We start from the raw sequence: 20550 nt of genomic DNA on the forward strand, positions 1-20550 counted from the left end.
GCCTCACTTCGCCGTGGGGGAAGCAGAAGCCGCTGCAGCGACATCGCGCGACTTGTACAACGTCACCTTCTGGCCGGGCGACAGCACATGCACACCGGCAGACACGACCTTCATGCCCGGTTGCAGACCCGATGCGATGACCGCTTCGTTGCCGTCGGCCGTCGCCACCACCACGGGTTGCGAGCGCACGGTCATGTTCGCTTCGTCCAGTACCCAGACAGCACTGCCCTGGCCTTCCTGACGCAACGCGCTGGTCGGAAGCTTCAGGACCTGCACGCCAGCGTGCGCCAGGGCCGCAGGCGTGAGGTAAACCGTTGCGCCCAGCGGCGGCGCAGACGCTGCGTCGAGCGCGACCTTGACGGCGAACGTGCGGGTAACCGGATCGGCGCTGGCGGCGACTTCGCGCACCTTCCCGCTCAGCTCCGCGTTCTGGGCCCAGGCACGCACGCTGACATCGGACCCGGTCCTGATCGCCGCGACCTTGTCTTCGGGCACCGAGAACACGGCGTCGCGTCCGCCATCCTGCGCGACCCGTACCACCGGCGTGCCTGCGGTCACGACCTGTCCCGGCTCGGCCTCGACAGCGGTCACCACACCGGCGGCATCCGCCGTGAGATTGGTGTACGCCGCCTGATTGCCTTGCGAATTGAGTTGCGCCTGCGCCTGTTCGAGCGAGGCCTGTGCGGCCTTCAAGGTGGATTCGCGGCGTTCGAGTTCCGCACCGCTGATGAAGCCCTGGTCCTTCAGGGTCGCGAACCGTTTGAAGTCAGCCGCCGCAAGATCCCGATTGGTCTGCGCCGACTGCACTTGCGCACGCGCCGCATCGGCCGCGAGTCGATAGTCCTGGGGGTCCAGTTGCGCCAGCAATTGCCCGGCGCGAACGCGCTGGCCGACTTCTGCTTGCCGCTGGACGATCTTGCCACCCACGCGGAAACCCAGTCGCGACTCGACGCGCGCCCGAACCTCCCCGGCGAATTCGTAGGACGCGCTGAAGTCCTGCGCCCCGACGGTCAGCACTTTCACCGCGCGGACAGGCTCTTCGGGCGGAGCAGGTTTGGAACAGCCCACCAGGACGAGCACGGCAGACAGGACGACAAGCCCGGAGAGCGGACGAAGAGACGGTGTTGGCATGGCAGCCCTGTCAACAAAAGTTGTGATTCAACAAAGGGATGAAAGCGCCCTCGATCGCCCGCCAGACAGATTAATGACTGACTGGTTAGTAATCTAAGGGTATTCACCGGGGGCTGTCAAGCGACAATCCGGGCGTGACCGCCGCCTCCCCCAAGACCAGCAACGTGCCGGACCCTTCCGCGCACTACGAGAACTTTCCCGTGGCGTCGTGGCTGTGCCCGCCCCACCTGCGCGCGCCGATTGCGGCGATCTACTGGTTCGCACGTACGGCGGACGATCTGGCCGACGAAGGCGATGCTGCACCGCAACAGCGTCTGGAAGATCTTGCGACCTACCGCGCCGACCTGGCCGCCACCGTGCAAGGACGGACCGCCAGCGGACGCTGGCCGCAGGTGTTCAGCGCCATGAAGGTTGCGATGGCCTCGCACGCCTTGCCCGAGCAACTGCTGGCAGACCTGCTCGACGCCTTTGCCCAGGATGTGCGCAAGACACGCGATGGCGAAGGCTACGCCGATCGCGCGGAGTTGCTTGATTACTGCAGCCGCTCCGCCAATCCGGTGGGTCGACTGCTGCTGCATCTGTACGGTGTGACCGATGCCGTGTCGCTTGAGCGCAGCGACGCCATCTGCAGTGCGCTGCAGCTCATCAACTTCTGGCAGGACCTGAGCGTCGACCTGCCGCGCCGCCGCTACTACCTGCCGGACGCCGATTGCGCACGCCATGGCGTCACGCGGCAGCAACTCGATGCCCTGCACGACACCCCTGCCTTGCGTGCACTCGTCTCAGAAGAAGTGCAATGGGCGCGTGCCCTGATGCTGCAGGGCTCACCGCTCGTTCATACCGTGCCCGGTCGCGCCGGCTGGGAACTGCGCGTCGTCGTGCAAGGCGGACTGCGGATCCTCGACCGCATCGAGGCGCTGGACTGCGCGACCATCGCGAAACGGCCCACCGTAGGTAAACGCGATGCGCCGTTGCTGCTCTGGCGCGCGCTCCGGATGTAACAATGCGGGGATGATCCCCGAGCAGTACGTCCAGCAGAAAGCCGCCGCCTCCGGCAGCAGCTTCTACTACGCCTTCTTGTTCCTGCCGAAGACGCGACGCGCGGCCATCACCGCGTTCTATGCGTTCTGCCGCGAAGTGGACGACGTGGTGGACGAAGTGAGCGACCCCGGCGTCGCCGCGACCAAGCTCGCCTGGTGGCAGAACGAAGTGGCGCGCGCATTCGCAGGCCAGCCTTCGCACCCGGTGATGCAGGCGCTGATGCCGCTTGCCGCAGTGCACGGCATCGAGCAACGCCATCTGCTGGCCGTCATCGAAGGCTGCCAGATGGACCTGTCGCAGAACCGGTATCTCGACTTTCCGGGTCTCGAGCGTTATTGCCATCTCGTGGCCGGCATCGTGGGTGAAGTGGCAGCGCGCATCTTTGGCCAGACCGAGGACGCGACCACCGCCTACGCCCACAAGCTGGGACTCGCTTTCCAGCTCACCAACATCATCCGCGACGTGGGTGAAGACGCGATGCGCGGGCGCATTTACCTGCCCGTGAACGAATTGCAGCAGTTCGATGTGAAAGCGAATGAACTGCTCAAGCGGGAGTATTCGCCACGCTTCACGGCGCTGATGAAATTCCAGGCGGACCGCGCACACCGCATCTACGACGAAGCCTTCGCGCTGCTGCCCGATGCGGACCGCCGCACGCAGAAACCCGGCCTGATGATGGCCAGCATCTACCGCACGCTGCTGCGCGAGATCGAGCGCGACGGTTTCCAGGTGCTGCACCAGCGCGTGAGCCTCACGCCGCTGCGCAAGTTCTGGCTGGCCTGGAAAGTCCAGGCGCTCGGGCTCACGACGTGAAGCCGCGCAGCGCGCCGCCATCCGGCCTGCGCGTGGCCGTCATCGGCGGTGGCTGGGCTGGCATGGCCGCAGCGATGGCCGCTGTCGAAGCCGGACATGCTGTCACCGTGTACGAAGCCGCACGCACGCTCGGCGGCCGGGCACGCAGCGTGCCGTTGACCAACGCCGCCGGTGAAACCTACCTGCTGGACAATGGCCAGCACATCCTCATCGGCGCCTACGTACAGACGCTGGCCTTGATGCGCAAGGCCGGCGTGAACCTGCGCACGGCCTTCCTGCGTCAGCCGCTGGACCTGCGGTTTCCCGGGGGCGACGGTATCTGCCTGCCCCGCCTCCCCGCACCGGTGGACGTCGCGATGGGCATCCTGCGTGCGCGCGGCTGGCGCTGGAGCGAGAAGAAAGCCCTGCTGCGTGTCGCCAGCGAATGGCGACGCAACGGTTTCGTGTGCGATGCAGCAGCCACAGTGGCCGATGTGTGCAGGGGCCTGCCGGCACGCGTGATCGAAGAGCTGATCGACCCTCTGTGCGTGTCCGCGCTGAACACCCCCGCGAACGCAGCCTGCGGACAGGTTTTCCTGCGCGTGCTGAACGATGCGCTGTTCAGCGTGCGGGGCGGCTCGCACTTGCTTGTGCCCCGGCTTGACCTGGGCACGCTCTTTCCGGATGCGGCGGCTGCATGGCTGCAGGCCAGGCAAGCGGCCGTGCTGACCGGCCATCGCGTCCAGAACCTCACCCGTGCCGGAACGCAATGGCAGGTGGACAGCCAGCTATTCGATCGTGTCATCGTGGCATGTGCGCCGTGGGAGGCGGCACGACTCGTGGCGCAGGCCGCACCCGAATCTGCAGGCTGGGCCCAGGCCGCTGAAGCGCTGCGTTTCGAATCGATCGCCACGGTCTACTGCATCGCCAACGCGGGACTGCCGCGCGCCATGCTGGCACTTCGCAACACGGCCGATGCGCCAGCGCAATTCGTCTTTGACCGCGGACACCTGGGCGGACCGCATGGCTTGCTGGCGTTCGTCGTGAGTGCGAGCGATGGCGATCGCGAAGAGCTTCAGGAGAAGGTGCTCCGCCAGGCGCTCGACCAGCTCGGCAGCCTCGGCATCCACTTCGTGCAGCCGCTGCAGACCGTCGTGGAGAAACGCGCAACGTTCGCCTGCACCCCCGCACTCGACCGACCGGCCATCCGCGTCGCGCCCGGTCTTCTGGCCTGCGGCGACTATGTCGAAGGCCCCTACCCTGCCACGCTCGAAGGGGCCGTGCGCAGCGCGCTCGAAGCCGCTTCGCAGTTGTCCGGAAACGGGGCCTGAGGTCAGACCGGATAGATCAACGAATTGAGCACCATCTCGCTGTCATACACACACAGCCGGGACTTGAGCTTCAACACGCCCTCCACGCGAATGAACCCGTCGATATAACGGCCCACGTTGTAGACCTCGCTGACGCCGCCCGGCTTGGTACGGAACACCGCGTAGCTTGCCTCGGCCCGGATGATCTCCCCGCTTTCGATGACGCGCGCAGCACTCACGACGTGCCGCGTGTAGTAAGGCGCGTGGTAGATCGTCTGCGTGATGCCATAGACACGGTCCTTCATCATCCCCTGGCTCTCGAGCGCCATCAGTGCCAGCGGCAGTCCGCGCTCGAAATTCTCGCGCGCCTGCACCGTGTAGCGGCCATCTTCCACGAAGAATTGCGGCCAGTCGTCGAACCGGCGTTCGTCGAGCGCAGCCGCGTAGTCGGCGTTGAGGCTGTCCACTTCGTGCTGCAGCAGGGCTTTTTCCATCAACGCCTTTTCCATCCGCTGCGCGCTCATACCTCCATCACCTTCTTCCAGTATGCGTACATGCTGCGGATGAGCGTTTCAGTCACCATGTGCTCGGTCATTTCGGTGCCGGTGCCGCCGAGTTCGCACAGTGTCTCGCCAGCCTCGCCCCACTGGCGGAATCCGTCCTGGCTGAGTTCGATCACTTCACCGTCGTCCGCGCTCACGAAGCCGGCCGGGCCGAACAGGTTGGCCTGCCGCAGGCGGCGCTGCGTCATCTCGGGCGTGTCGTCGGCAAAGCCGAAATGCGTCCAGATGAAATCGAACTCGCCTTCGCCGCGCGGCACGATATGGCGCGTGGACAACGAGTTCACCTGCTGCTGCACGATGAGACTGGGGAACAGCGTGATCATGGTCACCGTGGGCATGATGTCCTGCCCCGGCACGGATGGATCGGGCACCTTCCACCACGGCTCCGGGACCACATCGAGCAACCGTGTGTCGTTGAGCGCCATGTTGGCCTTGAAACTCGTCACGCCCTCGGTCACCACCGCGTTCTGGCCACCCTCGTTCCGGCGCGAAATCATCACCGCATGGCGGCCGTGCTGGTCCATCACCATGCGGCTCTTCTGGTCGGCGCGCCACAGGCCGAAGGTGACGAACCAGGTATGCAGCAACCCGGGGTGGTACGGGTCCTTGATGTTCTCCATCATCAGTTTCCAGTTGCCTGGAATACGCTGGCGGTTGTAGCCCAGCAGCGTGAGCTCGCGGCCCTTGAAGATGCGATCCAGCCACGGCATGACGTCCGGGCCGAGATAGTCCTCCAGCGGCTCGGCGTCATCACTGAAGGTCGCAAACACCAGTCCGTGCAACACAGCGACGCGCAGTTTGGTGAGGCCATGGTTGCGGATGTCGAAGTCCTCCGGCATGCCACCGTTCACGCAATCGCCTTCTTTCACACCGTCCTTGAACGGCAGGCCGGCCAGATCGCCGTTGAGTTTGTAGGTCCACTGGTGATAAGGGCACACGAAGCTGCGCGCATTGCCGTGCGACTGCTGGCAGAAGCGGACGCCCCGGTGCGCGCAGCGGTTCTCGACGACGCGGATGCCGTGGTCGGTCGCCCGGTCGCGCGGAGCGACGCGATCCCGCACCAGGATGACTTGCCGCTCACCGATCCAGCTGAGCTTGAAGTCGCCCGCGTTGGGCACTTCGATGACCAGACCGACGTAGCTCCAGTGCTTGCCGTAGAAGATTTTTCCGAGTTCGCGCTGGTAGAGCTGCGCGTCGGTATAGGCCCAGAAAGGCACGCGGCTGGAACCGCGGCCCTCCCAGCGCGAAAGCGTTTGGGGTGCGTTCATGGCAGGCTTGTCTCCTGCCCGAAATAATACGCTTACTTATTAATTTTCAGTGCACCGCAGACTAGGCACTTTCCCTCAATCCGCCGCGCTTTTTGCCTCGATCGCAGCGGCTTTGCCCGCCCGGCCCGCACGCCATGCACCGAAGATGGCGATCAAGCCGGGGACGAAGATCAGTGCCCAGATGATCTTGTCCAGATGCTCGCGCACGACCGGCAGGTTGCCGAAGAAATAACCCGCCACGCAGATGCCCACCACCCAGATCAACGCACCGACGACGTTGTACGCGGTGAAGCGGCGACGGTCCATCTCGGCCACACCGGCCACAAAGGGCGCGAAGGTGCGGATGAACGGCATGAAGCGCGCCAGGATGATCGTGATGCCACCATAGCGTTCGTAGAACGCATGGGCCTGGTCGAACGCGCGCCGGTTGAAGAAGCGCGACTGTTCCCACTGGAAAACCTTGGGCCCGAAATAACGCCCGATCGAGTAGTTGCACTGGTCGCCGAGCACAGCCGCCACCACGAGCAGCGCCATCGCCAGCGGCAGGCTCATCAGCCCTGCGCCACACAGCGCACCGACGATGAACAGCAGCGAATCGCCGGGCAGGAACGGCATGACCACGACGCCCGTTTCCACGAAGACGATGATGAACAGCAAGGCATAGACCCAGGGGCCATAGTCGCGCACGAAGGCCTCGAGATAGCGGTCGACGTGCAGGATGAAGTCAAGCAGAAAGCTGGCGATTTCCATGGGTTCCTTCTGGAGGCCGCCGCATTATCACAGCCGCCCTAGAATGCCCCTCGTGAACGCCGTACTTCTCGACTCCGCCCGACGCCCCATCCGGGAATTGCCCGACGAACTGGTCAGCCAGATCGCCGCCGGCGAGGTGGTGGAACGCCCGGCTTCCGTCGTGCGCGAACTGGTGGACAACGCACTGGATTCCGGCGCGACCCAGGTCACCGTGCGGCTGCTGGCTGGCGGCGTGCGGCTGATTTCCGTCGAAGACAACGGCTGCGGCATTGCCCGCGAGGAATTGCCGCTGGCGCTGCGCAGGCATGCCACGAGCAAGATCGCCAGCCTCGAAGATCTCGAATCCGTGGCCACCATGGGCTTTCGCGGCGAGGCGCTCGCTGCCATCGCCTCGGTGTCCGAAATGTCGGTGCTCTCCCGCACCGACGGCCAGCCCAACGCCATCCTGCTGGACGCGCGCAGCGGCGAACTCAAGCCCGCCGCACGCGGTACTGGCACCACGGTGGAAGTGAAGGAGCTCTTCTTTGCCACGCCTGCGCGTCGCAAGTTCCTGAAGACCGATGCCACCGAGCTCGCCCATTGTGTGGAAGCGGTGCGCCGCCATGCGCTGGCCCGGCCCGATGTGGGCTTTGCGATCTGGCATGAAGGCAAGCTCGTCGAGCAGTGGCGCGCTTGTGCCGGCACGGCCGACGCGGCCGTCGACCAGCGGTTGCGCGATGTGCTGGGCGACGAATTCATGGCAGGCAGTGTCGCGGTGGATCACCGCAGCGGTGCCGTGCATGTGTGGGGCCGCGCCGGCACGCCGGACGCGTCGCGTTCGCGGGCCGATCAACAGTTCTCCTACGTGAACGGGCGCTTCGTGCGCGACAAGGTCATCACCCACGCAGCGCGCAGCGCCTATGAGGATGTGTTGCACGGCCATCGCCAGCCTGTGTATGCGCTGTATGTGCGCTTGGACCCGGCTCGCGTCGACGTGAACGTGCACCCGACGAAGATCGAGGTGCGCTTCCGCGACAGCCGCGAAGTGCACCAGGCCGTGCGCCATGCGGTGGACAACGCGCTGGCTGCGCCACGTGCGGCCACGGGCGGTGTGTCGTTGCCGGGACTTGCCGGGCTGCAGGACGGGCAAGTTCACGAAGCGCCAGCGGACCGTCCGGCATTCCAGGCATGGGGGCAACCGGGGCTGAATCTGGCGACCGGCGCGGCGCAAGGCAATCGGGTGGAGGAACTGGCGGCGCTGTGGCAGCCGCGTTCTCAAATCTCCGCAGCGGACCCGGAAACCTCTTCCGGCTACCTGACCGGGCCGTCCTCCAGCGAAACGGCCATTCGACCCTTGCCAGACGGCGAATGGCCGCTCGGCCGCGCCATGTTCCAGCTGCAAGGCATCTACATCGTGGCGGAGAACAACCAGGGCCTCGTCATCGTGGACATGCACGCAGCGCACGAACGCATCGTCTATGAGCGCCTCAAGCGGCAGATGGACACCGCCGCACCCGGCGCTGCCCTGGCCAGCCAGCCCTTGCTGATCCCTGCAACGTTTGCCGCGACGCCGCAGGAGGTGGCTGCCGCCGAGTCGCACACCGGAACGCTGCAGGCGCTCGGGCTGGACATCAGCGCCTTCTCGCCGAAAACGCTCGCCGTGCGCGCCGTACCGACAACGCTGGTGAATGGCGACGCGGTGGAGCTGGCGCGCAGCGTGCTGGCCGAACTGTCCCAGCACGACGCCAGCACGGTGATCGAACGCGCGCGCAACGAGTTGCTGTCCACGATGGCCTGCCACGGCGCGGTTCGCGCCAACCGCAAGCTGACCGTGGAAGAAATGAATGCGCTGCTGAGACAGATGGAAGAAACCGAGCGCTCGGACCAGTGCAACCATGGCCGTCCGACCTGGCGTCAACTGAGCCTGCGCGAGCTGGACGCGCTGTTCATGCGCGGACGCTGAAGTCCGTCAGTCCCCTCCCGATCAGGCGTTCATCACATCCGCCAGCCGCAGCGACGCCCAGCGATCGTTCTGCCACAGCGGCTCGGTGGTGGCCGTCCGGTCCAGCAGCAACCGTTGCATCAGTGGCTCGAGCAGCGTGGCTTCGGGATGCGCCAGCATGACGAAGCGCGCCTCGGGCTCAGTCGTACCCTGCGCCTCTTCGTCGCTCGCCAGACGCCCGATCCAGTCGAGCGCCATCAGGGTCTCCAGCGCCGGCTCCAACTGGAGCACATCTACTTTCGTGAGCTCGGCGAGGTCGCTGCCACTCAATCCCTTCGCGGCGCCTTGCCGCGCGCGGTGCAAGTGGCCCAGCGTTTCCAGCGCCAGCTGGAACTGCCAGCCATGCTCGCTCGCACGACGCGCCACGCCCATCATCAGGCTAGGCAGGTAAGCGGCGATCACCGCGCCCAGCAACACGATCACCCAGGCAACGTAGATCCAGATCAGCAGGATCGGCACTGTCGCAAACGCGCCGTAGACCATGGAATACGTCGGGATCTTGCCCACGTAGTAGGCCAGCAGACGCTTGCCCACCTCGATGCCGACAGCCACGAACACACCGCCCGCCCACGCGTGGCTCCATTTCACCGAGGTGTTGGGGACGTAGCGGTACATCAAGGTCGTGCCGCCCGCGAGCAACAGGAACTCCACGGCATCCAGAACCAGCCGCACGCCGTCCGGGACAGCCCCGAAAGCCGTCCGCGATGACGACACGGCGAGCGTGGTCAGCAGCAGGCTGCCGCCCAGCAGGATGGGACCGAGTGTGAAGGCCGCCCAGTAGATCAACACGCGCTGGCCGAGCGGACGCGGACGCTTCACGCGCCAGATCCCGTTGAGCGTGCGGTCGATCGTGAGGATCAGCGCAAGCGCGGTGAACACCGTGAGCGCAAAGCCGACCGACCCCAGCCGGCTCGCCTTGCCGGCGAACTGCGTCAGGTAACCGAGCACCTGCCGCGCGATGGCATCAGGCACGAGGCTGGCCACCAACCATTTTTGCAGCACGTCCTGCATCTTGGCGAACGCCGGGAACGCCGTCAGCACCGCCAGCGCCACGGTGAAGAACGGCACCAGTGCCAGCGTTGTGGTGAAGGTAAGGCTGCTTGCCGTGAGGCCGAGGTGGTCTTCGCGATACCGCTCCCGCAGGGTCAGCGCCGTGCTGCGCCACGGGAACGTGGACAGGTCGGCAACCAACGTCTTCACGGAATCAGGGAAATTCATGGCCGCTATGATGCCATCGCGATGACTTCTCAAGACGTAACGGTTCTGTGGACACGGCGGCTGGCCGTGGGCAGTCTGCTGGGCCTGATCCTGCTCGGCCTTGCCTGGGAACTGTGGCTCGCGCCCGTGCGTCCTGGCGGCTCGTGGATCGCACTCAAGGTGTTGCCACTGTGCATCCCGCTGGCCGGCTTGCTCAAGCATCGCATGTACACCTATCGCTGGATGAGTCTGATGGTGTGGCTGTATTTCACCGAAGGCGTGGTGCGCGCATGGAGCGATCGCGCCCCCGGCAACTACCTCGCGATGATCGAGATCGTGCTGTGCCTCGTGCTGTTCGTTGCATGTGCGCTGCACGTGCGCTATCGCCTGGGCCATGCGCGCCGCGCTGCGCAGGCCTGAATACCGGAACTGCTTCAATGACTGACCTGATCGAGACGCTGCGCGGCATTGCCGGCGCGGCCCATGTGCTGACCGATGGCGACCTCACGGCCTACGAACAGGACTGGCGGCGCCGAGCGCGCGGCAAGTCGCTCGCCGTGGTGCGCCCCGCGAGCACGCAGGAGGTCGCGGCTGTGGTGAAGGCCTGCGTCTCAGCTGGCGCGAGCATCGTGCCGCAGGGCGGCAACACGGGTCTGTCGGTGGGTTCCACCCCGGACGACAGCGGCACACAAGTCGTGCTGAGCCTGCAGCGCATGAATGCGGTGCGCAATTTCGACGCAGCCAACCTCACGGTGACAGTGGAGGCGGGCTGCATCCTGCAGACACTTCAGGAAGCAGCGGAGAAGTCCGGCTTCCTGTTCCCGTTGAGCCTGGCGGCCGAAGGCAGTTGCACCATCGGCGGCAATCTGGCCACCAATGCGGGCGGCACGCAGGTCGTGCGCTATGGCAATTCGCGCGATCTGTGCCTGGGCCTCGAAGTGGTGACCGCGCAGGGCGAAATCTGGGACGGTCTCTCCGGTCTGCGCAAGGACAACACCGGCTACGACCTGCGCGACCTCTTCGTGGGAAGCGAAGGCACGCTGGGCATCATCACCGCCGCGACGATGAAGCTGTATCCGTTGCCGGCTGCACAATTGACGGCCTGGGCCGCCGTGCCTTCGCTGAATCACGCCGTCACGTTGCTGGGCCTTGCGCACAGGCATCTGGGTGCGGGGCTGACGGGCTTCGAGGTCATGGGCCAGTTCGCGTTGAGCCTCGTCGGCAAGCACATGCCGCAACTGCGCGTGCCCTTCCTCGGCCTGGAAGGGGCGCCCTATTGCGTGCTGCTTGAAAATTCCGACAGCGAATCGGAAGCGCATGCGCGTTCGCAGTTCGAGCGCCTTCTGGAAACAGCGTTCGAGGACGGTTGCGTGCTCGACGCCGTGGTGGCCGAGAACCTGACGCAGGCCCATCAGCTCTGGCACGTGCGCGAAAGCATTCCACTGGCCCAGGCCGAAGAAGGCCTGAACATCAAGCACGACATTTCGATTCCCGTGTCCAGCATTCCGGCTTTCGTGGCCGAGACGGACGCATTGCTGCAGCGCGAAATCCCCGGCGTACGGCTGGTCAACTTCGGTCATCTGGGTGACGGCAATCTGCACTACAACGTGCAGGCGCCGGCCGAGGGTGATTCGAAAGCCTTCCTGCGCGACGAGGAAGACCGCGTGAATTCACTGGTCTACGATTCGGTGAAGCAGTTCAAGGGCTCGTTCTCTGCGGAACACGGCGTCGGCGGCCTCAAGGTCGAGACACTGGAGGAGCACAAGTCGCCTGTCGCGCTGGAGATGATGCGTGCCATCAAGAAGGCCCTTGATCCCACCAACTGCCTCAACCCCGGTCGCGTCGTACGGGCCTGAACTTCGGCCAGCCCAAGGCATCAGGGATGCGCATACAATATGCGCATCCCTGATGCGGAGAACCATGGTGCTCAACTTCGACAATGCGCCCAAGAAGCCCGTCAACCTTTCACTCAACGCGAAGGTGCTCGAAGCCGCGCGCGAGATGGGCATCAACGTGTCACAGACCGTGGATCAGCTGCTGGCCGCTGAACTCCAGCGCCGGTACTGGGAGCGGTGGAATGAAGACAACAAGGACGCCATCGCCGAATACAACGACCGCATGGCGCGCGAAGGACTGCCGCTAGCGGCATACCGCAACTTCTGAGCGCAACCCTGGAATTCCCCTCATGGCCCGCTTTGACGTGCATGCCCACCCGGTCGCTGCCATGCGCAAGACTGTCCCTTACCTGGTCGATGTGCAGAACGATTTCATCAACGGCCTCGACTCGCGGATCGTGATCCCGATGCGTCCGGCGTCGTCCTACCGGGCGCGGTTGCGCGATCTCAATCCGGTTTTCGAAATCCGGGGAAAATCCGTCGTGCTGGACACGGCCTCGATGGCGGCATTTCCTGCCCGGGAGCTGGGTCCGAGCATCGAATCACTGCGCGGACGACATGATGAAATCGTCTCCGCCATCGATTGCCTATTTGGAGGTTTCTGACATGCTGCAGGCCGTCCGCGAGTCGCGCCCCGTGCGCTCCCAGTACGAAGACTTCATGCGCCACGTGTACACCACGGGCACACCCAAGACCGACCGCACAGGCACCGGCACGAAAAGCGTGTTCGGCCACCAGATGCGCTTCGACCTGGCCGAAGGCTTTCCGCTGGTGACGACGAAGAAGGTGCACCTCAAGTCCATCATTTACGAACTGCTGTGGTTCCTCAAGGGATCGAGCGACAACAACTGGCTCAAGGAACGTGGCGTCACCATCTGGGACGAATGGGCGCGTGAAGACGGCGACCTGGGGCCCGTGTACGGCGTGCAGTGGCGCAGCTGGCCGACGCCCGATGGCGGTCACATCGACCAGATCGCCGATGTCATCAAGACGCTGAAGAGCAACCCGGATTCGCGCCGCATCATCGTGAGCGCGTGGAACGTTGCCGATCTCTCGAAGATGGCGCTGATGCCCTGCCACGCGTTCTTCCAGTTCTATGTGGCCGACGGAAAGCTTTCCTGCCAGCTCTACCAGCGCAGCGCCGACATCTTCCTGGGCGTGCCGTTCAACATCGCGAGCTACGCGCTGCTCACGCACATGGTCGCGCAACAGTGCGACCTGCAGGTGGGCGACTTCGTCTGGACGGGCGGCGATTGCCACATCTACAACAACCACTTCGAGCAGGTCGAGCTGCAACTGAGCCGCGCGCCCTTCCCCTACCCCACGCTCAAGATCAATCGCCGCCCGGCGTCGATCTTCGACTACGAGTACGAGGACTTCGAGGTGCTGGACTATCAATGCCACGGCGCGATCAAGGCACCGGTGGCCGTATGACGGGAGCCAGCAGTGCGGCCGCTGCGCCGCGCATCAACGTGATCTTCGCGCGCGCTGCCAACGGCGTCATCGGCCGCGACAACACCATCCCCTGGCGCTTGCCGGAGGACATGGCCCACTTCAGGCAGACGACCATGGGTTGCCCCGTCATCATGGGCCGCAAGACCTGGGATTCGCTGCCGCCGAAGTTCCGGCCGCTGCCGGGCCGCGCCAACATCGTGGTCACGCGCCAGGCTGGCTGGTCGGCGGACGGCGCGCTGCGTGCGTCCAGCCTCGACGAAGCAGTGAAGCTTGCGAGCACGGCGCCCGACATCTGGGTGATCGGTGGTGCACAAATTTACGAGCAGACCTTGCCGATGGCGCAGCGGGTCGAAGTCACTGAGATCGATCAGGCTTTCGATGGCGACGCCCACGCGCCGACACTCGGTGCGCAATGGCACGAGGCGGCGCGCACATCGAGCGTCTCGACAACCGGCCTTGCTTACAGCTTCGTGACTTACACCAAGGGCTGACAGCCCGAGAGAAGAAGGCAGTCAGCCCTTCTTCTCCAGCAGGGTCACCAGTTCAGGCACCATGGCTTCGGGCGCGGCGCGCTGCGCGCCCTGCAATGTAGACAGCACCGATCCGGCAATGCTCCGCGCCACATCGGCATCACTCGCCATCGTGTTGTAGTAGCCCAGGTCCTTGGTCGCATTGGCCACGGAGAAGCGCAGGTTCGATGAGTCGTGCGCGAGGATGTAGGGCCGCAGCCGCTCCAGTGCCACGCCACCGCCACCGCCCTTGGCCAGGATGTCCACGAACGCCTCGGGCGCCACGCCGTGGTGGCTCGCACATGCGGCGGCTTCGGAGATCAGCGCGATCGTGCCCAGCGAAACGAAGTTGTGCAGCAGCTTCATGCTGTGGCCCGCACCGATCGGGCCGGCGTGGAAGATGTTTTCCGCGAAGCACGACAGCACCGGGCGGCATTCCTCCAGCAACGCTGCGTCGCCGCCGACGAGCAGATTCAACCGGCCTTCGGCGGCCTCCTTCGGCGTACGCGTCATGGGTGTGTCGAGGAAACGGCCGCCCGCGGCTTTCACCGCTTCGGCCATGCGCACCGTGGACGAAGGCAGCGCTGTCGAGCAGTCGATCACGATCGCTCCGGGCTTCAGGCCGGACAGGACGCCGCCTGGGCCCGTGAGCACCGCCTCGACCTGCGGCGAACCGGTGAGCACGAGGATGACGATGTCCGCCTGCGCAGCCACCTCTGCGGCCGTGGCGAAACTGCGTGCGCCCGCCGCCTTGAGCGCATCCAGCGGCTGGTTGCCGGCATGCTCCAGCACCGACAAGGCATGGCCGTGCTTGACGATGTTGCCCGCGATGCCCAGCCCCATCATGCCGATGCCGATCATTCCGATGTTTTTCTTCACGCGATCTTCTCCATGTGGTGTGCGGTGATTGTCCAATGACATCAGGGACAATCGACCATCAGTCTACTTTCCCTCCAGCTGAGGGCCCGTCACATGAAAATCGCAACGTGGAACGTGAACTCCCTGACCGCCCGCCTCGGGCATGTCATGAAGTGGCTGGAGGCCAACCCCGTCGACGTGCTGTGCCTTCAGGAGCTCAAGCTCACCGATGACAAGTTTCCCCTCGACGTCCTACAGGCGGCCGGCTACCACAGCGCGATCTTCGGGCAGAAGACATACAACGGCGTGGCCATCCTGAGCCGCACACCGCTGACGGGGGTGATCCGCAACATCACCGGCTTCACCGACGAACAGTCCCGCGTGATCGCGGGCACGCTGGACACCCCCGTGGGCCCGCTGCGTATCGTCAACGGCTATTTCGTCAACGGGCAGGAACCGGGCTCCGAAAAGTTCGCCTACAAGATGAACTGGCTGAAGGCCCTGCATGACTGGTTGCGCGAAGAATTGGCGGCGTCGCCCCGCCTCGTACTGCTGGGCGACTTCAACATCACGCCCGAAGACCGCGATTCGTTCGACCCCGTCGGCCTGCGCGAGACCATCCACCACACCACCGAAGAACGCGACCATTTCAAGGCCTTGCTCGCGCTCGGGCTGACGGATGCCTTCCGCCTGTTCGAGCAGCCGGAGAAAAGCTATTCGTGGTGGGACTACCGGATGCTCGGTTACCAGAAGAACCGCGGCCTGCGGATCGATCACATCCTCGTGAGTACGCCCCTGGTGCCGGCGGTGACTTCATGCGTCGTCGACCGCGTGCCCCGCAAATGGGAAAAGCCCAGCGATCACGCGCCGGTGATCGCAGAATTTTCCTGAAGCAGCTCATCAAAGTGTGAATGCGCGGAACCGGCTCTGCCGGGCCGCTGCATTGCCCCCTGGGGGAAGGCGGCCAGAGGCCGCTTCGGGGGGAGTCTGTTTACTCCAGGCCGAGTTCCTGGATCTTGCGCGTGATGGTGTTGCGGCCGATGCCCAGCTTCTGCGCGGCCTCGATGCGACGACCACGCGTATTCGCCAGTGCCGTGAGGATCAGGCGCGATTCGAACCGGCGCGAGAGTTCGTCCCACACATCGTGACGGCCCGTGGCCAGCAATTCCTGCGCTTCAGCTTCGAGCCCGGTCTCCCACGCACCACCGGCAGGCATGGCGACAGGGAAAGCCGCAGGCGCTTCTGCAGAGACGGCCACAGGACGCTCCACCGACGCGGCAGGCATGGACGGGACGACGGGCTTGAACTCCGCAGCATCGATGCGCGGCGCATCGGGCATGACGGAACCGAGCTTGCTCGACGTATCCGCCGGCGCGCCCAGCACTTCGGGAGGAAGGTCCTTGGCTTCGATCACCTGTGCCGGAGCCATGACGGTCAACCAGTGACAGATGTTCTCCAGCTGGCGAACGTTGCCAGGGAAGGTGAAGGCACTCATGAGCGCCAGCGCCGAGTCTGAAATGCGTTTGGGCTCCACGCCCAGTTGCTTGGCGCTCTGCTGCAGGAAGTGACGCGTCAGCATCGGCACGTCTTCGCGGCGCTCGCGCAATGCGGGCAGGCGCAGGCGGATGACGTTCAGCCGATGGAACAAGTCCTCGCGGAATGCGCCCTGCTTCACACGCTGCTCGAGATCCTGATGGGTCGCAGCGATCACACGCACGTTGGCCTTTACCGAGTTGTGGCCGCCCACGCGATAGAAATGACCATCGCTCAGCACGCGCAGCAGACGCGTCTGCAAGTCGAACGGCATGTCGCCGATTTCATCGAGGAACAGCGTGCCGCCTTCGGCCTGCTCGAAACGACCGCGGCGCATGGTCTGCGCGCCGGTGAACGCGCCGCGTTCGTGGCCGAAGAGTTCGCTCTCCAGCAGGTCCTTCGGAATGGCTGCGGTGTTGATGGCGACGAACGGCCCGTTGGCTCGCGGCGAATGCTTGTGCAGCGCGCGGGCGACGAGTTCCTTGCCCGAGCCCGATTCGCCCGTGATCATCACCGTCACATTGCTTTGCGAGAGGCGGCCGATGGCGCGGAACACGTCCTGCATCGCCGGTGCCTGGCCGAGCATTTCCGGCGCAGCGCTCATGCGCTCTTCGGCCACCTCCTCGCGCTGGCTTTCTTCGACGGCGCGACGGATGAGTTCCACCGCCTTGGGCAGATCGAAAGGCTTGGGCAGGTATTCGAAAGCGCCACCCTGGAAGGCAGACACAGCGCTGTCCAGATCGGAGAACGCCGTCATGATGATGACCGGCAGGCCGGGATGGCGCTCCTTCACCTTGCCCAGCAGATCGAGGCCCGAGCCACCCGGCATGCGGATGTCGCTCACCAGGACTTGGGGGCCCTCTTCGTCATTGGCGGCTTCGAGAGCCTGCAGCACTTCGCGTGGATTGGTGAAGCTGCGGGTGGGAAGGTCCTCGCGTAGCAGCGCCTTCTCCAGCACGAAGCGGATGGATTGGTCATCATCTACGATCCAGATCGGCTTCATGTTCTTTTGGTCACCCCAGGTCAAGGCTGCGTCAAGGCAGCGGTATCAGTATCTTGAAATCGGTCCGGCCCGGCATGCTGTCGCACTCAATGAGCCCGTGATGCTGCTGCACAAAGGTTTGTGCCAACGTCAACCCCAGCCCTGAACCGCCATCCCGCCCGGAAACCAGCGGATAAAAGATGCGATCTTTGATCGAGTCGGGCACGCCTGGCCCGTTGTCGATGACATGCAATTCCAGTGCCAGTCGATAGCGCTGCTTGCCAAAAGTTACTTGTCGGACGATGCGCGTGCGCAACACGATTTGCGCATCGCCGGCGGTCATCCGGTCCGCCAACGCCTGCGCCGCATTGTGGGTGATGTTCAGTACGGCCTGGATGAGTTGCTCGCGGTCACCACGGAATTCGGGGATCGACGTGTCATAGTCGCGGACCACGCGCAGCCCCCGCGGAAACTCGGCGAGGATGAGCGAACGCACGCGCTCGCAGACTTCGTGGATGTTGACGTCGCCCACGACGTGCGGCCTGCGATGCGGCGCGAGCAGCCTGTCCACCAGCGATTGAAGACGGTCCGCTTCATGGATGATGACCTGCGTGTATTCGATGAGGTCCTTCGACTCGACTTCCATCTGGAGCAGCTGCGCAGCACCACGGATACCTCCCAGCGGGTTCTTGATCTCGTGGGCGAGATTGCGGATGAGTTCCTTGTTGGCCTGCGCCTGGTCGATCAGGCGTTCCTCCCGGTCCTGCCGGGCCTGCTGCTCCAGCGGCAGCAGTTCGACGACGATCTCTCCCGGTTGGTCCGACTGCGCCACCACCACATGCACGAGCAACGGGTCATGGTTGGGCCGGTTCAGGTGGGCGTCATAGCGCAGCGCGGCGAATTCGTTGCTGCCGGCACCGGTCAGTGCACTCTGGAGGATGTGCGGTTCGCTGAAGCATTCGGGGAACTGCGAGCCTTCGATCGTGCGGCGCGAGATGCCGAGCGCGTCTTCCAGCGCAGCGTTGGCGAAAAGCACAACGCCGTCCGGGCGGACCACTGCGATCAGCGTGGCCAGCAGGTCGAACGACTGGTAACGGGCGGAATGGGAGGCGAGCTTGTCCAAGCCGCCTATTTTGACGCGGGAAGGCGCGAAAGTTCGCGCTTGAGGCCGCCGATATCTGCTTCGCTGCGCTGTATGGCGACCTTCATCTCTTCCACCCGCTCCTGGTAGCGGGCGTAGTTGCGCGACTCGATGCCGGTCTTTTCGGGTTCGCCGTTGTTGTAGTCCTTGAGCAGCTGGGAGTGGCGCGTTTCAGCCTTGCGCAACTCGGCCTCGAGGATGTTGCGTGCATCGCTGTCTCGGGCACGCTGGTCGGCACTGTCGACACGCGGGCTGCCCGCAGGCGCCGCGGAAGCAGCCGGCGAGCGCACCGGGGCCGAAGTGTTGGTGACGCCCCCGGCTGGCACGGGCTGGCTCTGCACGACCGTGACGTTGCCGCCTTCCACCAACTTGCAACCACGCGCCGTCGCGTCGTTGACGTTGTTGGTGTACTCGTTGCCGCAACGGTAGATGCGGTCTTGCGCCACGGCACCGCCGCACAGCGCCAGCAGGCCTGCGACAGCAATGGATGATTTCAGTACACGCGTCATGGTCTTTGTCACCCCGCCGTGAATGCGGGGCCTGACAGTATCCCTGAATCGGCACAAAGGTCAAAGCTCCTTGGGACCGGAAACAAAAAAGGACGGCTTGCGCCGTCCTTTTTTCACACTTCCCGCCGAATTTACAGCGAGTAGTACATGTCGAACTCGATCGGATGCGTCGTCATGCGGAAACGCGTAACTTCCTGCATCTTCAGTTCGATGTAGGCATCGATGAACGAATCCGTGAACACGCCACCCTTGGTCAGGAAGCTGCGGCCCTTGTCCAGGTACTCGAGCGCCTGGTCCAGGCTGTGGCAGACGGTCGGCACCTTCGCGTCTTCTTCGGGCGGCAGGTGGTACAGGTCCTTCGTGGCGGCTTCGCCGGGATGGATCTTGTTTTCCACGCCGTCCAGACCGGCCATCAGCAGGGCCGAGAAGGCCAGGTACGGGTTCGCCAGGGGATCCGGGAAGCGCGCTTCGATGCGGCGGCCCTTCGGGTTGGACACGAACGGGATACGGATCGAGGCCGAGCGGTTCTTGGCCGAGTAGGCCAGCTTCACCGGGGCTTCGAAGCCGGGAACCAGGCGCTTGTAGCTGTTGGTGCCGGGGTTCGTGATGGCGTTCAAGGCGCGTGCGTGCTTGATGATGCCGCCGATGTAGTACAGGGCGAAATCAGACAGGCCTGCATAGCCGTCGCCGGCGAACAGGTTCTTGCCGTCCTTCCACACGGACTGGTGCACGTGCATGCCGGAACCGTTGTCGCCAACGATGGGCTTGGGCATGAAGGTGGCCGTCTTGCCATAGGCGTGGCAGACGTTCCAGATGACGTACTTGAGCTTCAGCGTCCAGTCGGCGCGCTCGACGAGCGTGCTGAACTTCGTGCCGATTTCGTTCTGGCCGGCGCCCGCCACTTCGTGGTGGAACACTTCGACCGGGATGCCCAGCGATTCGAGCACCAGCGAAATCTCGGCGCGGATGTCCTGTGCGCTGTCGACCGGGGGAACGGGGAAATAGCCGCCCTTGACGGTGGGACGGTGGCCGGTGTTGCCGCCCTCGAAGGACTTGCCGGTGTTCCAGGAAGCTTCATCGGCGTCGACCTTGACGTACGAGCCGGACATGTCCGAGCCCCACTTCACGTCGTCGAAGATGAAGAATTCGGGTTCCGGACCGAAGTAGGCGGTGTCGCCCAGGCCCGAGGCCTTCAGGTAGGCTTCAGCCTTCTTGGCGATGGAACGCGGATCGCGGTCGTACGGCTTGCCGTCGGCGGGCTCGAGCACGTCGCAGGTCAGGTTGAGCGTGGTTTCCTCGAAGAACGGGTCGATGACGGCGGTGCCCGGATCGGGCATCAGCAGCATGTCGGACGCTTCGATGCCCTTCCAGCCGGCGATGGAAGAACCGTCGAAAGCGTGACCGTCGGTGAACTTGCCTTCGTCGAAATGCGAGACGGGCACCGTGACGTGCTGTTCCTTGCCGCGGGTGTCAGTAAAGCGGAAGTCTACAAACTTGACTTCGTTTTCCTTGACGAGTTTCAGTACGTCAGCGACGGACTTTGCCATCTGGTTCTCCTGGTTGGATGGTTGTTGAAAATGGTTGCCGGGGGGAATGCAGTTATTGTGCCAAACGTGGTGCATGCAGCCAGTACGC

21 protein-coding genes are annotated in these 20550 nt (G+C 64.4%); 11 read left to right on the forward strand and 10 right to left on the reverse strand.

Annotated features, from left to right (window positions below):
• Nucleotides 1-3: 3 nt before the first annotated feature.
• The gene (locus ACO2Q9_RS16655; protein ID WP_423312904.1) at nucleotides 4-1131 is read right to left on the reverse strand and encodes an efflux RND transporter periplasmic adaptor subunit; all 1128 of its coding nucleotides are present in this window, start codon (nucleotides 1129-1131) and stop codon (nucleotides 4-6) included.
• Between the two features lie 134 nt (nucleotides 1132-1265).
• Here ACO2Q9_RS16655 and hpnC point away from each other — a divergent pair, with 134 nt between their 5' ends.
• Genes hpnC through hpnE form a run of 3 tightly spaced genes read left to right on the forward strand, consistent with a single transcriptional unit; the run spans nucleotide 1266 to nucleotide 4295 of the window.
• Nucleotides 1266-2132, forward strand: a complete 867-nt coding sequence (gene hpnC / locus ACO2Q9_RS16660; protein ID WP_423312905.1) for a squalene synthase HpnC — start codon at nucleotides 1266-1268, stop codon at nucleotides 2130-2132.
• Nucleotides 2133-2142: 10 nt separating this feature from the next.
• The gene (hpnD, locus tag ACO2Q9_RS16665) at nucleotides 2143-2985 is read left to right on the forward strand and encodes a presqualene diphosphate synthase HpnD (RefSeq protein ID WP_423312906.1); all 843 of its coding nucleotides are present in this window, start codon (nucleotides 2143-2145) and stop codon (nucleotides 2983-2985) included.
• A complete protein-coding gene (gene hpnE / locus ACO2Q9_RS16670; protein WP_423312907.1) occupies nucleotides 2982-4295 on the forward strand; it encodes a hydroxysqualene dehydroxylase HpnE in 1314 nt (437 codons plus the stop codon). The genes hpnD and hpnE overlap by 4 nt, the downstream gene beginning before the upstream one ends.
• Before the next feature lie 2 nt (nucleotides 4296-4297).
• Here the strand turns inward: hpnE and ACO2Q9_RS16675 are convergent, their stop codons facing one another.
• The 3 genes from ACO2Q9_RS16675 to ACO2Q9_RS16685 form a co-directional block, all read right to left on the reverse strand.
• Entirely contained in the window at nucleotides 4298-4783 is a 486-nt protein-coding gene (locus ACO2Q9_RS16675) for an aromatic-ring-hydroxylating dioxygenase subunit beta (protein ID WP_423313245.1), read from the reverse strand.
• Between the two features lie 11 nt (nucleotides 4784-4794).
• Nucleotides 4795-6105 carry an aromatic ring-hydroxylating dioxygenase subunit alpha gene (locus ACO2Q9_RS16680; protein WP_423312908.1) on the reverse strand — a complete coding sequence of 437 codons (1311 nt, stop codon included), beginning with the start codon at nucleotides 6103-6105 and terminating at the stop codon, nucleotides 4795-4797.
• Between the two features lie 75 nt (nucleotides 6106-6180).
• Nucleotides 6181-6855, reverse strand: coding sequence for a DedA family protein (locus ACO2Q9_RS16685; protein WP_423312909.1), 675 nt, complete (start codon nucleotides 6853-6855; stop codon nucleotides 6181-6183).
• A gap of 43 nt (nucleotides 6856-6898) precedes the next feature.
• Here ACO2Q9_RS16685 and mutL point away from each other — a divergent pair, with 43 nt between their 5' ends.
• Complete coding sequence (gene mutL / locus ACO2Q9_RS16690; protein ID WP_423312910.1) at nucleotides 6899-8797, forward strand: DNA mismatch repair endonuclease MutL; 1899 nt, start codon at nucleotides 6899-6901, stop codon at nucleotides 8795-8797.
• 21 nt (nucleotides 8798-8818) lie between these two features.
• Here mutL and ACO2Q9_RS16695 read toward each other — a convergent pair whose 3' ends face one another.
• Complete coding sequence (locus tag ACO2Q9_RS16695) at nucleotides 8819-10054, reverse strand: YihY family inner membrane protein (protein ID WP_423312911.1); 1236 nt, start codon at nucleotides 10052-10054, stop codon at nucleotides 8819-8821.
• Between the two features lie 21 nt (nucleotides 10055-10075).
• On the opposite strand from ACO2Q9_RS16695, the gene ACO2Q9_RS16700 reads away from it, so the two are divergent.
• From ACO2Q9_RS16700 to ACO2Q9_RS16725, 6 genes are read left to right on the forward strand one after another with little or no spacing between them, the layout of a single operon-like run.
• Complete coding sequence (locus tag ACO2Q9_RS16700) at nucleotides 10076-10453, forward strand: DUF2069 domain-containing protein (RefSeq protein WP_423312912.1); 378 nt, start codon at nucleotides 10076-10078, stop codon at nucleotides 10451-10453.
• 17 nt (nucleotides 10454-10470) lie between these two features.
• Nucleotides 10471-11889: an FAD-binding oxidoreductase gene (locus ACO2Q9_RS16705; RefSeq protein WP_423312913.1), complete on the forward strand. Its 1419-nt coding sequence runs from the start codon at nucleotides 10471-10473 to the stop codon at nucleotides 11887-11889.
• Between the two features lie 52 nt (nucleotides 11890-11941).
• Nucleotides 11942-12196: a type II toxin-antitoxin system CcdA family antitoxin gene (locus tag ACO2Q9_RS16710; RefSeq protein WP_423312914.1), complete on the forward strand. Its 255-nt coding sequence runs from the start codon at nucleotides 11942-11944 to the stop codon at nucleotides 12194-12196.
• A 22-nt stretch (nucleotides 12197-12218) separates the two neighbouring features.
• A complete protein-coding gene (locus tag ACO2Q9_RS16715; RefSeq protein WP_423312915.1) occupies nucleotides 12219-12533 on the forward strand; it encodes a CcdB family protein in 315 nt (104 codons plus the stop codon).
• Between the two features lies 1 nt (nucleotide 12534).
• Nucleotides 12535-13362, forward strand: coding sequence for a thymidylate synthase (locus ACO2Q9_RS16720; protein WP_423312916.1), 828 nt, complete (start codon nucleotides 12535-12537; stop codon nucleotides 13360-13362).
• A complete protein-coding gene (locus ACO2Q9_RS16725; protein WP_423312917.1) occupies nucleotides 13359-13874 on the forward strand; it encodes a dihydrofolate reductase in 516 nt (171 codons plus the stop codon). Before ACO2Q9_RS16720 ends, ACO2Q9_RS16725 begins: the two co-directional genes overlap by 4 nt.
• 21 nt (nucleotides 13875-13895) lie before the next feature.
• On the opposite strand, the gene ACO2Q9_RS16730 is transcribed toward ACO2Q9_RS16725, so the two are convergent.
• The gene (locus ACO2Q9_RS16730) at nucleotides 13896-14813 is read right to left on the reverse strand and encodes an NAD(P)-dependent oxidoreductase (protein ID WP_423312918.1); all 918 of its coding nucleotides are present in this window, start codon (nucleotides 14811-14813) and stop codon (nucleotides 13896-13898) included.
• A gap of 51 nt (nucleotides 14814-14864) precedes the next feature.
• Between ACO2Q9_RS16730 and xth the strand changes: the two genes are divergently transcribed.
• Nucleotides 14865-15641 carry an exodeoxyribonuclease III gene (xth, locus tag ACO2Q9_RS16735; protein ID WP_423312919.1) on the forward strand — a complete coding sequence of 259 codons (777 nt, stop codon included), beginning with the start codon at nucleotides 14865-14867 and terminating at the stop codon, nucleotides 15639-15641.
• A gap of 100 nt (nucleotides 15642-15741) precedes the next feature.
• Here xth and ntrC read toward each other — a convergent pair whose 3' ends face one another.
• From ntrC to glnA, 4 genes are all read right to left on the reverse strand, one after another.
• Nucleotides 15742-17286, reverse strand: coding sequence for a nitrogen regulation protein NR(I) (gene ntrC / locus ACO2Q9_RS16740; RefSeq protein WP_423312920.1), 1545 nt, complete (start codon nucleotides 17284-17286; stop codon nucleotides 15742-15744).
• A gap of 31 nt (nucleotides 17287-17317) precedes the next feature.
• Nucleotides 17318-18388: a nitrogen regulation protein NR(II) gene (glnL, locus tag ACO2Q9_RS16745; RefSeq protein WP_423312921.1), complete on the reverse strand. Its 1071-nt coding sequence runs from the start codon at nucleotides 18386-18388 to the stop codon at nucleotides 17318-17320.
• Nucleotides 18389-18393: 5 nt separating this feature from the next.
• Nucleotides 18394-18915: a hypothetical protein gene (locus tag ACO2Q9_RS16750; RefSeq protein ID WP_423312922.1), complete on the reverse strand. Its 522-nt coding sequence runs from the start codon at nucleotides 18913-18915 to the stop codon at nucleotides 18394-18396.
• Nucleotides 18916-19046: 131 nt separating this feature from the next.
• On the reverse strand, nucleotides 19047-20462 hold the full coding sequence (gene glnA, locus ACO2Q9_RS16755) for a type I glutamate--ammonia ligase (protein ID WP_423312923.1): 1416 nt from the start codon (nucleotides 20460-20462) through the stop codon (nucleotides 19047-19049).
• Nucleotides 20463-20550 lie beyond the last annotated feature (88 nt).

The sequence above is a fragment of the Variovorax sp. VNK109 genome (genome assembly GCF_049445855.1).
Lineage (GTDB): Bacteria > Pseudomonadota > Gammaproteobacteria > Burkholderiales > Burkholderiaceae_C > JAGOCV01.